A 12,788-nucleotide genomic window follows, 5' to 3' on the forward strand; every position below is an offset into this window, starting at 1 on the left:
GCTCCGCGGGCTCATGCTCACCGCCATCGTGCTGGCCTCCATCGACTCGCCGCTGGGGTCGCTGGCCGCCTCGTTCGTCACCGACATCTACCGGCCGCTCCTGGCGCCGGGGAAGAGCGAGCGCCACTACATGCGGGTCTCGCGCCTCTCCGTGGTCGCCTTCGGCCTGATGCTGGCGGCGCTGGCCTTCGCCTTCTCCTTCTTCGACAGGATCCTCTGGCTTGCCTTCAAGATCGCGGGAGTGACCTTCGGCTCGCTGCTGGGCGTCTTCCTGCTGGGCCTCCTGACGCGGCTCAGGGCCGACCGCGCCAATGTCGTCGCCATGGTCGCCATGGCGCTCGTGAACCTCGCCCTCCTCGTCCTCGCCGAGACGCGCGTGATCGCGCTGGGCTGGTCCTGGCTCGTGATCCTGGGCACGGCCGGGACGATGGCGCTGGCCGCGCTCCTCGCCAAAGGGGGTCAGGTCTTGCAATCCGACACATGACCCCCGCCCCACCGTTGGGGCGCTTCCGCCGGCACACGATGACCGGTGCCCTGACCCGAATCCCGACACAAGACCGCACCCCTGCCGATGTCGGAATGCAAGACCTGACCCCCTCTAGTATCATGACGGGCATGGGCGCCGTGTACGAGCCGCCCGCCGACGACGCGCGGATCCGCCTGCGGGCGGGCCTGATCTCGCTCGTCGTGTCCGTGGGGCTCCTCGCCGCCAAGTACGAAGCCTACCGGCTCACCGGGTCCACCGCGATCCTGTCGGATGCGCTGGAGTCCATCGTCAATGTCGTGGCGGCCGTCTTCGCGCTGGGGGGGCTCTACTTCGCCGCTCATCCGGCCGACCGCAACCACCCCTATGGGCACGGCAAGATCGAGTTCTTCTCTGCGGCCTTCGAGGGCGGCCTCATCGCCTTCGCCGCCGTCCTCATCATCTACGAGGTGGTGCTGAGCCTCGTGAGCGGCGCCGAGGTCCGGAGGCTCGACGCAGGGGTGCTCATCATCGCGGCCACCAGCGTCGTCAACCTGGTCCTCGGCCTCTTCCTCGTGCGCACGGGCCGGCGCCACCAGTCGCTGACCCTCGTGGCGGACGGCCAGCACGTGCTCTCCGACGCGTGGACCAGCGCGGGCGTCGTCGGGGGCCTCCTCCTCGTCCGGCTGACGGGGCTCGCGTGGCTCGATCCGATCGTGGCCGCCGTGGTGGCGCTCAATCTGCTGTGGACCGGCTATCGCCTGGTCCGCCACTCGGCGGGCGGCCTCCTCGACGAGGAGGACACGGAGATGCTGGACCGGCTGCTGCAGGTGCTGCGCTCTCACGTCGGCCAGGGCGTGATCCGCGTCCACCATCTCCGCGCCATCCGCGCGGGACGCTTCCACCACGTGGACGCCCATCTCGTGGTGCCGGAGTTCTGGCCCGTGGACAGGGCCCACGACATGGCCGAGTCGCTGGCGGAGCAGGTGATCGCGCAGCTCGGCGTGGAGGGGGAGATCGTCTTCCATACCGACCCCTGCCACCGCATCTACTGCGCCATGTGCGACCTCGAGGAGTGCGGCGTCCGCCGTGAGCCCTTCCGGGACCGGCCGCTCCTCACCCTGGACGAGGCGGTCCAGCCCGATACGCCGCATCCGTCCATCGCCTGACCGGGCGGGCGAGCCCCGTCCGGCTCGCCTCCCCGGCCGGGGGCCCAGCGCCCACCTGCTCCGCTGCTGGCGGGCCCGAACGTATCCTCAGGCGAGGAGGCGGGCGAGACAGGCCTCGAGCTGGCAGGCTCGCCAGCCGTAGCAGGTGACAGCGGCGACGCCGGGGGCGAGGTACTCGGCGTCCCAGGGATCACGCATCAGCACGACGCCCAGCGCAGGCGCCGTCTGCTGGAGCGCCTCGAGCAGCGTGAGGTTCGACGGGTAGAGATGGGCGTCGTAGAGGCAGACGATCGTCGCGCTCGCCTCGCGCGCCGCGGCTGCGGCGCGCGCGATCTCGCCCTCACCTGGCTCGACGCCCACCACGTGCACGTCCGGCTCGATCCCGTGGGGCGACATCACGCGGCGCACGTAGGCCGCTTCCTCCTGCATGGCCGGCTCGACGGTGATCCGGTCGGCCAGCGAGGAGAGCCGCGGGAACACCGCCACCACCGCGCCGTTGAGCCGCTGGCGCCAGCCGGCGGGCGGCGGGGCGACGAGCGTGACGGCGCGGGTGGCCATTGCGCGGGCCCGCGTCTCGCCGTCGCGCTCGGCGCGGGGTGACCCGCCCTCGCAGCGGGCTGCGCGCCTGGCCACGAGCGCGTCGATCCTGGCGCCGCTCGCCTCGAGCCCCGCCCGCGGGAGCGCCCCCGAGCGATACGCCTCGACGAGCGCGGCATGGGCCTGGCGCTGCGCGGTCTCGCTGTGGCAGACGAGCAGCAGGTCGTGGCCGGCCGCCGCGGCGCGCATGGCCGCCTCGCCCACGGGGCACAGCTCGCCGATCGCCCCCATCTCGAGGTCATCCGAGACGATCACGCCCTGATAGCCCAGATCGCCCCGCAGGTGCTCCTCCACGATGCGCCGCGAGAAGGTGGCCGGCGTCTGCGGCGCGGGGTCGAGGCGCGGGTAGAGTGGGTGCGAGGTCATGATGCAGTCCACGCCCACCTCGATGGCGGCCAGGAAAGGCGGAAGATGATGACGCTCCATCGTTTCCCAGTCCGAGTCGATGACGGGCAGGCCGACGTGGGCATCCACCGGCGCATGTCCCTTGCCGGGGAAGTGCTTGGCGCACGCCGAGAGCCCCGCCCGTTGCAGCCCGCGGATGCGCGCCACGCCGAAGCGCGCCACGACGCCAGGGTCCTTGCCGTAGGAGCGGATGCCGATGTTCGGGCTGTAGCGCTCGGTGAGGACATCGAGCACCGGGGCGAAGTTGACGTCCACGCCGAGGCGCCTGAGCTCGCGCGCCTCGATGAGCCCCTGGCGCTCGGCGTGGGCCGGCTCGCCTGCCGCCGCCACGGCCAGGCTGTCGGGGAAGATCGTGACGCCGCGGTTGAGCATGATGATGCGGCCGCCCTCGTGATCAGTGGCGATCAGCAGCCGGCGCCCCAGGCCCTCTTCCAGCCCGCCGATGAGGGCGCGGAGCCGCTCGGGGGTCTCGAAGTTGCGCCGGTAGAGGATGAGCCCGCCCGCCTGCGTCTCGTCGAAGAGGCGGACGTCGGCGTCGGTAAGATCGGGGCCCGGCAGCCCGAAGACGAGCCTGCGGCCCACGAGCGCCTCGAGGGGCATGGCCGGAACGCCCGTCACGGCCGGGCCCCGGCCAGGGGTCGCGCGGCGAGGAGGCCGACCAGCGCGAGGCCGCCCGCGCAGAGCCCCCACAGGAGATCGTCGCGCCCGGCGTCGGTGAGCCGGCCGAAGAGCGCCGTGCCCAGCGCCGAGCCCGAGAAGAGGAACAGGGCGAAGAGGGAGAAGGCCTTGCCGCGCGCCGCCGGGGCGATCTCCGTGCCGCGGAGCTGCAGCGTCGTGTGCAACGCCATGTAGCCGAGCCCCAGGGCCAGCATGGCGCAGGCGTACACCGGCCAGGGCCAGCGCGGGATCAGGGCGGCGAAGCCGGCCCCCATCGTGAGCCCCCCCGCGCGGACCAGCGCGTTCTCGGACAGGACGCGCTGGAGGCGCGGCACGAGCAGTCCGCCGATCATCGTCCCCAGCCCGAATAGCGCCAGCACCAACCCCACCTGGAGCTGGTCGAACCCGTGGCGGCGCGCCGCGAAGGCGCCCAGATACGAGTAGCCGCCCCAGAGGAAGAACGCCTCGGCGGAGACGACGAGGTACACGGCGACGGCACGCCGGTCCATCAGCAGGTCCACGAAGCGGACGGCGGAGTCGTGCGCCTCGGGCGGCGTCTCCGGGCGCGCTGGATCGAGCCTGAACATGAGGAGCGCGGGCACGAGCGTCAGGGCGCCGTAGCCCACGAACATCACGCGCCACGAGACGAAGTGGGCGACGATGCCGCCCACCGAGGCCGACAGCGCCTGGGCCGAGGAGGTCGTCGCCGCCAGACGGCCGATGGCCGTCTGGCGCTCGCCGTAGGCGAAGCGGTCCCCGATATAGGTCAGCGTGAGCGGGATCGCCGCCGAGGCGAAGGCGCCGGTCAGCAGGCGGATCAGCGCGAACTGCGGCACGCTGGCCGCGAGCCCGGCGGCGGCCGTGCAGACGCAGAAGAGGAGCGCCGCCACCCGGACCACGGCCACGCGTCCCTGGCGGTCGGAGAGCGGCCCGTAGAGGAGGGGGGCCGCCCCATAGGCCAGCGCGTAGGTGGCCATGGCCAGTCCCGCCGCCCCCGGGGTGGCTTCCAGCGACATCGAGATGGACGGGAGCAGCGGGGCGATGATCCGGTTGTCCACCGCGATCACGAACGAGACCGTGAACAGCAGGACCAGCGGCGTCACGGGTAGAGCAGGTACGGGCGCCGGGCGCGCGCGAAGCGGGCGAGACCCTGACGCCAGGAGGCCTCGAGCCGACGGAGCGGCATCCCGCGCTCGATGGCGCGCCGGATCCCGTCACCTCCACAGAGGAGATCGAATGGCAGGCGCCGGCGCTCGAACTCGTAGGGTGGCCGCCGCCAGCGGAAGTGGCGGGGGGCCTGGCGGCGCGCTTCCATGATCAGCGCGAGATAGGTCGCGAAGGGGCGGAGGCGCTCGGCGTCCGTGACGTGCAGCTGCACGCCCCCGCAGCGCCGGCCCCGCCACTTGTGGAAGGCGGGCTCGAAGGCGGCAGCGCGGAAGCGCGCCCCGGGCAGGCCGCGACGCTCGAGCGCCCGCGCGAGCCGCGGGCCGTCCAGGAAGGGCGCCCCGCACAGCTCGAAGGGGCGCGTCGTCCCCCGCCCCTCGGAGAGATTGGTGCCCTCGAGGAGGCAGCCGCCCGGATAGACGCGGGCGGTGTCAGGCGCCGGCATGTTGGGCGAGGGCGCGACCCAGGGAAGCCCCGTCTCCTCCCAGCGCATGGCGCGCCGCCAGCCCTGCATCGGCACCACGGTGAGGTCGCAGCCGAGGGCGTGCGTCTCGTTCAGGTACGAGGCCAGCTCGGCGATGGTCATGCCATGGCGCGCGGGGAGCGGGTAGAGGCCGACGAAGGAGGCGAAGCGCGCGTCGGAGAGATTGCCCTCCATCCGCTCGCCGCCCAGCGGGTTGGGCCGGTCCAGCACGATCACGGGCACGCCAGCGTCCGCGCAGGCCTGCATGGCCAGCGTCATGGTCCAGACGAACGTGTAGTAGCGCGCGCCCACATCCTGGAGATCCACCACGAGGGCGTCGAGGCCGGCGAGCATGCGCGGCTCGGGCGCCCGCCGCCGGCCGTAGAGGCTGTGCACGGCGATCCCGTCGCGCGCCGTCTGCTCCGTCCTCACCGCGGCATGGTCCTGCGCCGCCCCCGTGAGACCGTGCTCCGGCGCGAAGAGCGCGCGCAGCCGCACGCGGCGCAGCCCGCCGATCACATGAGCCGCGTGCTCGAGCTCGCGCGTCACCGAGGCCTGATGGCAGAGCAGCCCCACGCGGCGGCCGCGGAGAAGCGACGGGAGGCGGCGGCAGAGCACGTCGAGGCCGGAGCGGACGGGCGTCACGGCCCCCTATGGTAGGCTCTAACCCCGACGAAGCAAAGGACAACGAACCGATCGAGGGGGCATGGCGGCGAGTCGCTACGACAGGGTGATCACGGAGCGGGCCGATCCGCGCACGCGGGCGCTGGATAGACTGTCGCCGCTCCAGATCGCGCGGGTGATGAACCGCGCCGACCGCGAGGCGGTGCGGGCCGCCGGCCGCGCGGCGCCCTCCATTGCGCGCGCGGTGGATCTCATCCTGCGAGCGCTGGGCGGCGGCGGCCGGCTCTTCTTCGTGGGCGCGGGCACGAGCGGCCGCCTCGGCGTGCTCGAGGCCGCCGAGTGCCCGCCCACCTTCGGCATCCTGACCTCCCAGGTCCAGGCGGTGATGGCCGGCGGGCGCCGGGCGATATTCCGCTCGAAGGAGGGCGCCGAGGACGATGCGCGGGACGGCGCGCGGCAGATGCGGCGGCGCCTCCGCGCGGGGGACGTCGTGGCGGGGATCAGCGCCAGCGGCACCGCGCGCTTCGTCCTCGGGGCGCTCGCCGAGGCGCGGCGGCGCCGCGCGGCCACGATCCTCGTCACGTGCAATCCGCGCATCGGCCGTCGGGTCGCCCAGGTCGTGATCGTGCTCGAGACGGGGCCGGAGGTGCTCGCCGGCTCCACGCGGCTCAAGGCCGGGACGGCCACCAAGCTTGCGCTCAACACGCTCACCACCGCCACCTTCGCGCGGATGGGCCACATCCTCGGCAACCGCATGATCATGGTCCAGCCCCGCTCGGCCAAGCTCCGCGCCCGCGCCGTGGGCCTGGTCGGCCACTTCGGCCAGGTGAGCCGGCGCGAGGCCGAGCGGCTCCTGGCGGAGACGCGAGGGAGCACGCTGGTCGCCATCACCATGGCGCGGTCGAAGGTGACGCTTCGCGGGCATCGCCGTCCCCCGCGCGCTTGACGCAGCGGCGCCGCCGTGCAGCGCTGGCGCGTCGTGGCTCGACTCTGGGGTTTGCCCTCCGGGTAGTCGGCGAACCAAGATTCGCGGGGCCCTCAACGGCATGGCCTGCGCGGGGCTATACTGGGTCGAGGCCTCCGTGACATCGGTCCGGTGCTTCGAGACGCGACGCCCGGGGCTGGCCTGGTCGCCTCGGTCGTAGGGGAGGCGTGATGGGTCCGGTGTCGCCGGCCGCTTACCTGATTCTCCCTCTGATGGGGGTCGCTGCCTCCCTGGCGCTGCACAATCTCTGGATGTGGCTCGAGCGAAGGAACGAGCCGCTTCACCTGTGGGTGGGCGCGTGGTGCGCCAACAGCTTGCTCGCCTACTGCAAGAAGGTCAGGAACGACAGCAACTACTGGCAGACCATCGAGGCCTATATCGGCGAACGCTCGGCGGCCACCTTCAGCCACGGCATCTGCCCCGACTGCCGGGAGAAGATCGTCCAGCCGGAGCTGGAGCGCTGGCGGAGGGAGCGGGACAACGACCGCTGACACCCCGGCACCCCCCTCGCATTTCCGGGTGGGATGCGGGCAGAGGAGCTTGAAGTGATGCTGGCCCCGGTTTCTCCCATGACCTGGCTTCTCCCTCCGCTGATGGGCGTGGCGGCGTACCTCGCCGCCCACCACCTGTGGATCTGGCTCGCCCGCCGCGAGCCACTGCACCTCTGGGTGGCCGCCTGGAGTACCACCAGCGTCGTCTACATCGTGAGCCACTACGTCCAGCTGGTCCCCGGCCGACCCGGGCAGATCGTGCTCGGCGGGCGGCTGGCCTGGACGAGCGCCGCCATCCTCATCGTGATCTTCATCGGGTTGAGCCATGCCCTCGCGGGGCACCCGCAGCCCCGCCGGCTGATGTGGGCGGCAGGGGCCGTCACCGCGGCGCTGCTGGCAGTGATCTGGGGAACCGCGCTCCTGGTCACCGACCGCACGTACGTTCGCACCGATCTGCTCGGCTTCCCGCAGCCGACGCCCGTCCCCGGGCCCCTCGTCCCCGCGTTCGTCCCGTTGATTCTCGCCGCGTTCGGCTATGTCTGGCACAGGCTCGGGCTCGCGGGAATGGAGGCGGGGGAGCGGCGGTTCAACCGCGTGGCCCTGGTCGTGTACGCCCTGCTGGGCCTGAACGACGTGCTTCACGAGGGGCGCCTCATCCAGAGCGTGCGCGTCTTCGACTTCGCCTTCGTCGCGGTCGGCGCCGGCCTCACGCACGTGCTGGTGAAGCGCTACGCGCGCCTCTCCGCCCGCCTCGAGGAGGAGGTGGCGGCCCAGACCCGGGAGGCCCATGTCCGACGTGCGGAGATGACGGCGCTGGCCGTCGACAACACGCGTCTCTACGAGGCCGCCCGGCGCCGGCTTCGAGAGTCAGAGGCCCTGCAGAACGTCAGTCACGTGCTCGCCGAGACCGGGGATCTGACGGAGACGGTGCGGCGCGTGGCCCGGGAGGCGGCCCGCGCGCTCGAGGCGGACATGGTGGGCGTGTACCTGGCCGATGACGAAGGATCGGTCTTGCGGCCCGTGGCGGGCTACCACGTCCCGCCGGATCGCCTCCGGGACTTCCTGCAATTCCCCTTCCCGGTCAGGGGGCATCGCGCCGTGGAGGAGGCGCAGGAGACGGGGCAGCCGGTATGGTCCAGCGATGCCGAGACCGATGCCCGGATCGACCGCGAGAGCTGGCAGCGCTTCCCTCACCGCTCGTCGCTCTTCGTTCCCATGGGGAGCCGGGAGGCGCTGCTCGGGGGCATCTTCGCGGTGTGGTGGGAGGAGCGTCGGGAGGCGACTCCCGAAGACCTGAGGCTCGCGCTGGCCATCGGCCACCACGCGTCAGCGATCATCGAGAAGGCGCGCCTGTACGAGGCGCTCGCCCGGCGGCTCGAGCGGATGGAGACGCTCACGCGGCTCAGCCGCATCCTCTCCTCGTCCCTGGAGCGGAACACCGTGCTCCGCGAGATCGCCCGTGCGGCCGCCCAGCTCATGAATGTCCCCGCCGCCTCCTTCTGGCTGGCCGACGAGGCGGCGCAGAGCATCGAGCTGATCGGCTTCTCGGATCCCGCGCTGGAGGCGGACTGGCCCATCAGGGTGCTCCGCTTCCACGATGGCGTGCTCGGTTGGGTGGCCACTCAGCGGCGACCGCTGCACGTTCCCGATGCGTTCGCCGACGGACGGTTCGGGGCCCTGGAGTGGTGGCGGGCGCATGGCCTCAGGAGCTTTCATGGTGTTCCCGTCCTGCACGAGGGGGCGCTCCTGGCCGTCCTCTCGCTGAACGGCACCGAGCCGTTCCGGCTCGGACCCGAGGACGAGGCGCTGCTCGGCGCCTTCGTGGCCCAGGCGGCCGTGGCCATCCGGAACGCCTCGCTGTACGAGGCCGAGGGGCAGGCGCGCCATACTGCCGAGGCGGCGCTGGCGGACGTGAAGCAGCTTCAGGGCCTGCTTCCTATCTGCGCCTACTGCAAGAAGATCAGGAACGACAGCAATTACTGGCAGAGCATCGAGGCCTATCTCGGCGAGCGCTCCCAGGCCACCTTCAGTCACGGCATCTGCCCCGACTGCCGCGAGCGGATCGTGAAGCCCGCGCTGGAGCGCTGGCGGCGGGGCGAGGACGAGCCGGCCTGAGCGCGCACCCCGAGCGGCTGCCGGGGCTCGCCACGAATCGCCACGGTGCCGGAGGCGGCGGGGGGCGCCGCCGGCGGGAGCGGCGGGGCACTCGGGATCCGCTGGGGCATGCTGCCAGCACGACGGACAAGATCCTGGCCATCGTCCCGCCCATCAGCGCTTTCGTCGCGGCGGGCTTCGAGCATTCCATCGCGAACCTGTACTTCATCCCGGTGGGGCTCCTCATCGCGGCCTTCGACCCGGGCTTCGCCTTGTCGAGGGGGCTCGAGCCGCAGGCCGCGGCGCTCAGCGTGGCGGGCTTCCTCTGGCGGAACCTGCTCCCGGTGACCCTCGGGAATGTCATCGGCGGCGTGGTCATGGTGGGCGCGGGGTACTGGTTCGTGTACCTGCGGCCGCGTGCCGGGCGGTGATATCATCGGGGCGCTCGGATCGGGGCCGCGTCGGCAGTCCATCCCAACAAGGAGACCGTGATCCATGAGGCTCGGGGGGAAGGTGGCGGTGGTGACGGGTGGCGGCGCGGGGATCGGGGAGGGCATCGTGCTGTGCATGGCGAAGGAGGGCGCGGACATCGCCATCCCCGACATCCAGGAGGGCAACGCGGCGGCGGCCGTGAAGAAGGTGCAGGCGCTGGGACGCCGCGCCATCTCCATGCGGTGCGACGTGACGAAGGGCGCGGAGGTCCAGGCGGCGCTGGACCGCATCCGCCGGGAGCTGGGGCGGATCGACATCCTCGTGAACAACGCCGGCGCGGCCTCGGCGCCGGGCATGCCCTTCACCAACAACAGCGAGGAGGACTGGGACCGGACCTACGCGGTCAACCTCAAGTCGGTCTTCCTCACCTGCAAGACGATCGCGCCCTACTTCATCGAGCGCAAGGCGGGGCGCATCATCAACATCGCCTCCATCGCAGGCCCGCTGGCGGCGCCGACCATGCCGCCGTACTCGGTGGCCAAGGGCGGCGTCATCACCTTCACGCGCGTCATCGCCAAGGAGCTGGCGCCGCACGGGGTGACGGTGAACGCCATCTGCCCCGGCGTGCTCTGGACGGCCTTCTGGGAGGGGCTCGCCCGGTACATCGCCGACACGAACCCCACCTTCAAGGGCATGACGCCGCGCCAGGTCTTCGACAAGCGCGTGGCCGACCTCATCCCCATGAAGCGCGAGCAGGCGCCGGAGGACATCGGCTGGGCGGCGGTGTTTCTCGCCAGCGAGGAGGCGCGGAACATCACGGGGCAGGCGCTGAACGTCGACGGCGGCTCCGTGATGCACTGATGCCGGGCCAACTGACGTCGCCATACTTCGTTCTCGGTCGGCGCGGGGGCTCAACGTACACCTACGTACGCCTCGCGCCCGCGCCTCCCTCGGGCCTCGTCTGGCTCGTCATTTGGCCCGGCATCGGCCGCGTGTGAGGACTCGCCATGGACTTCGACTTCACCCCCGGGCAGCAGGCCTTCCGCCGCGAGGTGCGGGCGTGGCTCGCGGCCAATGTCCCGGCCGACCTCAAGGGACGCGGCTTCGCCTCCTCGCGCGCGGACCGCGAGCACGTGGACCGGCTCCGGGCCTGGCAGCGCACGCTCCACGAGGCGGGATACGTCGGCGTCGACTGGCCGGCCGAGTACGGCGGCCGCGGCGCCTCGATCATGGAGCAGGTGATCCTCTACGAGGAGATGGCACGGGCCCAGAGCCCGCAGCCGGTGAACCGCGGCGGGCTCTCCGTGCTGGGCCCGACGCTGATGACCCACGGGACGCCGGCCCAGCGGGCGCGCCACCTGGACAAGATCCTCACCGCCGAGGAGATCTGGTGCCAGGGCTTCTCGGAGCCGGAGGCCGGCAGCGACCTCGCCAATCTCAAGACGCACGCGGTGCTCGAGGGGGACCACTACGTCGTCACGGGCCAGAAGGTGTGGACGAGCATGGCGCACGTGTCGGAGTGGGGCTTCTTCCTCGTCCGCACCGATCCCACGGCGCCGAAGCACAAGGGGATCACCTTCCTCCTCATCGACATGAGGAGCCCCGGGATCAGCATCCGGCCGCTGCGCCAGATCACGGGCGAGGCGGAGTTCAACGAGGTGTTCCTGGAGGGTGTCCGGGTGCCCGTCACCAACGTCGTGGGCCGGGTCAACGAGGGCTGGGGCGTGGCGCTCACCACGCTCGCCTACGAGCGCGACGTGCTGACCATGATCCGGCACATCAGCCTGCGCACGGCCCTGGAGCGGCTGATGGCCCTCGCCAGGCGCACGCGGAAGGACGGAGGCATGGCAGCGCACGACCCCGTGGTGCGCCAGAAGGTTGCAGGCCTCGTCATCGGCGAGCGGGTGCTCCAGCTCAACGGCTACCGGAGCCTCACCCGCATCCTCAAGGGCGCGGCCCCCGGCCCCGAAGGGTCCACCTCGAAGCTCTTCTGGAGCCAGGTGGACCAGGACCTGGCGGAGGTCGCCACGGAGGTGATCGGCCCCTACGCGCAGCTGGAGGGCCCGAGTCCCTGGGCGCCGGACGAGGGGCAGTGGGCCTTCTACGCGGTCCTGGCCCGCGGCAGCGGCATCCGCGCAGGCACCTCCGAGATCCTGCGCAACATCCTCGGCGAGCGCGTCCTCGGCCTGCCCAAGGATTGATTGGCGAGCCGCAGCCGAAGGCGAGGCGAGCGGATATGGAAGAGGGCCCGAGCGGAGCGAGGGAGAGGACCATGTCGACCCAGACGGACGAGCTGCTCTATGACGTCAAGGACCGGATCGCCACGCTCACGCTGAACCGACCCGAGAAGATGAACGCCTTCACGGGCCCGATGATCCAGCGCTGGGCCTGGGCGCTCGGAGAGGCGCAGCAGGACCCCGAGGTCAGCGTGGTGGTGGTGACCGGGGCGGGCAAGGCCGTCTGCGCCGGCGGCGACGTCGCGCGCATGGACGAGGGGGAGCCGACGGCGCTGGACCACAAGAACATGCTGTGGGAGCACGTCCACCGGATCCCGAAGGCGCTCGAGGCCATGGACAAGCCGGTCATCGCCATGGTCAACGGCGTGGCGGTGGGCGCTGGCATGGGGATGGCGCTCATGTGCGACGTGCGCATCGCCTCGGAGACGGCACGCTTCTCCACCGGCTACGTGAAGGTGGGGCTGGTGCCCGGGGACGGCGACACGTACTTCCTGCCACGGCTCGTGGGCGGCGCCAAGGCGCTGGAGCTCCTGTGGACGGCGGACTTCATCGAGGCCGCCGAGGCCGAGCGGCTCGGCATCGTGAACCGCGTCGTCCCCCCCGCGCTCCTCGCCGAGGAGACCTATCACCTGGCGCGGCGCATCGCCGAGGGGCCGCAGGTGCCCATCCGCATGATCAAGCGGCTCGTCTACCAGTCGCTGCGACTCGACCTGCGCACCCACCTGGACCTGGTGTCCTCGCACATGGCCGTGGTGCGTGAGACCGCCGACCACCGGGAAGGCGTGCAGGCCTTCAAGGAGAAGCGCCCGCCCCGCTTCACCGGCCGGTAGCGGCGCCGGCCGCCCCCGGCCGTCCGGCGCGAGCCCCGCTCGACGAGAAGCCGGGGTGAGGGCGTCACGGGCGGCGTGCCCCCGGCCGACCGTCCGCGGGCGGGCGGCGCCACCAGGCGCCGATCAGGGCGAGGCCGGCGAGCCCCAGCGCGCCGTTGACGAGCAGCGCGGTGCTCA

The 12,788-nt window shown here is 72.0% G+C and carries 12 protein-coding genes; 9 read left to right on the forward strand and 3 right to left on the reverse strand.

Going from position 1 to position 12,788, the window contains the following annotated elements:
* Together HYV93_00055 and HYV93_00060 are read left to right on the forward strand one after the other, a co-directional pair.
* On the forward strand, nucleotides 1–484 hold a 484-nt coding region (locus HYV93_00055), incomplete at its 5' end, for a hypothetical protein (GenBank protein ID MBI2524359.1).
* A 95-nt stretch (nucleotides 485–579) separates the two neighbouring features.
* Nucleotides 580–1,632, forward strand: a complete 1,053-nt coding sequence (locus tag HYV93_00060; GenBank protein MBI2524360.1) for a cation transporter — start codon at nucleotides 580–582, stop codon at nucleotides 1,630–1,632.
* Nucleotides 1,633–1,719: 87 nt separating this feature from the next.
* Here the strand turns inward: HYV93_00060 and nagZ are convergent, their stop codons facing one another.
* Genes nagZ through HYV93_00075 form a run of 3 tightly spaced genes read right to left on the reverse strand, consistent with a single transcriptional unit; the run spans nucleotide 1,720 to nucleotide 5,563 of the window.
* Complete coding sequence (gene nagZ / locus HYV93_00065) at nucleotides 1,720–3,252, reverse strand: beta-N-acetylhexosaminidase (GenBank protein MBI2524361.1); 1,533 nt, start codon at nucleotides 3,250–3,252, stop codon at nucleotides 1,720–1,722.
* Entirely contained in the window at nucleotides 3,249–4,394 is a 1,146-nt protein-coding gene (locus HYV93_00070; protein MBI2524362.1) for an MFS transporter, read from the reverse strand. The genes nagZ and HYV93_00070 overlap by 4 nt, the downstream gene beginning before the upstream one ends.
* Entirely contained in the window at nucleotides 4,391–5,563 is a 1,173-nt protein-coding gene (locus HYV93_00075) for a DUF1343 domain-containing protein (GenBank protein ID MBI2524363.1), read from the reverse strand. Before HYV93_00075 ends, HYV93_00070 begins: the two co-directional genes overlap by 4 nt.
* Nucleotides 5,564–5,624: 61 nt before the next feature.
* On the opposite strand from HYV93_00075, the gene HYV93_00080 reads away from it, so the two are divergent.
* The 7 genes from HYV93_00080 to HYV93_00110 all read left to right on the forward strand — a co-directional run bounded on the left by HYV93_00080 (nucleotide 5,625) and on the right by HYV93_00110 (nucleotide 12,611).
* Nucleotides 5,625–6,488 (forward strand): N-acetylmuramic acid 6-phosphate etherase, encoded by an 864-nt coding sequence (locus HYV93_00080; protein MBI2524364.1) that lies wholly within the window; start codon nucleotides 5,625–5,627, stop codon nucleotides 6,486–6,488.
* Nucleotides 6,489–6,697: 209 nt separating this feature from the next.
* Complete coding sequence (locus HYV93_00085; protein ID MBI2524365.1) at nucleotides 6,698–7,018, forward strand: hypothetical protein; 321 nt, start codon at nucleotides 6,698–6,700, stop codon at nucleotides 7,016–7,018.
* A gap of 57 nt (nucleotides 7,019–7,075) precedes the next feature.
* A complete protein-coding gene (locus HYV93_00090; protein ID MBI2524366.1) occupies nucleotides 7,076–9,133 on the forward strand; it encodes a GAF domain-containing protein in 2,058 nt (685 codons plus the stop codon).
* Nucleotides 9,134–9,345: 212 nt separating this feature from the next.
* Entirely contained in the window at nucleotides 9,346–9,543 is a 198-nt protein-coding gene (locus HYV93_00095) for a formate/nitrite transporter family protein (GenBank protein ID MBI2524367.1), read from the forward strand.
* A gap of 64 nt (nucleotides 9,544–9,607) precedes the next feature.
* Nucleotides 9,608–10,405, forward strand: a complete 798-nt coding sequence (locus HYV93_00100; GenBank protein ID MBI2524368.1) for an SDR family oxidoreductase — start codon at nucleotides 9,608–9,610, stop codon at nucleotides 10,403–10,405.
* 146 nt (nucleotides 10,406–10,551) lie between these two features.
* Entirely contained in the window at nucleotides 10,552–11,745 is a 1,194-nt protein-coding gene (locus HYV93_00105) for an acyl-CoA dehydrogenase family protein (protein ID MBI2524369.1), read from the forward strand.
* Nucleotides 11,746–11,816: 71 nt separating this feature from the next.
* Nucleotides 11,817–12,611 (forward strand): enoyl-CoA hydratase, encoded by a 795-nt coding sequence (locus tag HYV93_00110; protein ID MBI2524370.1) that lies wholly within the window; start codon nucleotides 11,817–11,819, stop codon nucleotides 12,609–12,611.
* Nucleotides 12,612–12,788: the final 177 nt, after the last annotated feature.

It is taken from the genome of Candidatus Rokuibacteriota bacterium (genome assembly GCA_016188005.1).
Classification (GTDB): Bacteria; Methylomirabilota; Methylomirabilia; order Rokubacteriales; family CSP1-6; genus UBA12499.

Excerpts from the sequence above, each read along its gene's own strand:
- HYV93_00110 (MBI2524370.1), top strand. The coding sequence starts at position 11,817 with ATGTCGACCCAGACGGACGAGCTGCTCTATGACGTCAAGGACCGGATC.
- HYV93_00090 (MBI2524366.1), top strand. The coding sequence starts at position 7,076 with ATGCTGGCCCCGGTTTCTCCCATGACCTGGCTTCTCCCTCCGCTGATG.
- HYV93_00105 (MBI2524369.1), top strand. The coding sequence starts at position 10,552 with ATGGACTTCGACTTCACCCCCGGGCAGCAGGCCTTCCGCCGCGAGGTG.
- HYV93_00100 (MBI2524368.1), top strand. The coding sequence starts at position 9,608 with ATGAGGCTCGGGGGGAAGGTGGCGGTGGTGACGGGTGGCGGCGCGGGG.
- HYV93_00080 (MBI2524364.1), top strand. The coding sequence starts at position 5,625 with ATGGCGGCGAGTCGCTACGACAGGGTGATCACGGAGCGGGCCGATCCG.
- HYV93_00060 (MBI2524360.1), top strand. The coding sequence starts at position 580 with ATGCAAGACCTGACCCCCTCTAGTATCATGACGGGCATGGGCGCCGTG.
- HYV93_00085 (MBI2524365.1), top strand. The coding sequence starts at position 6,698 with ATGGGTCCGGTGTCGCCGGCCGCTTACCTGATTCTCCCTCTGATGGGG.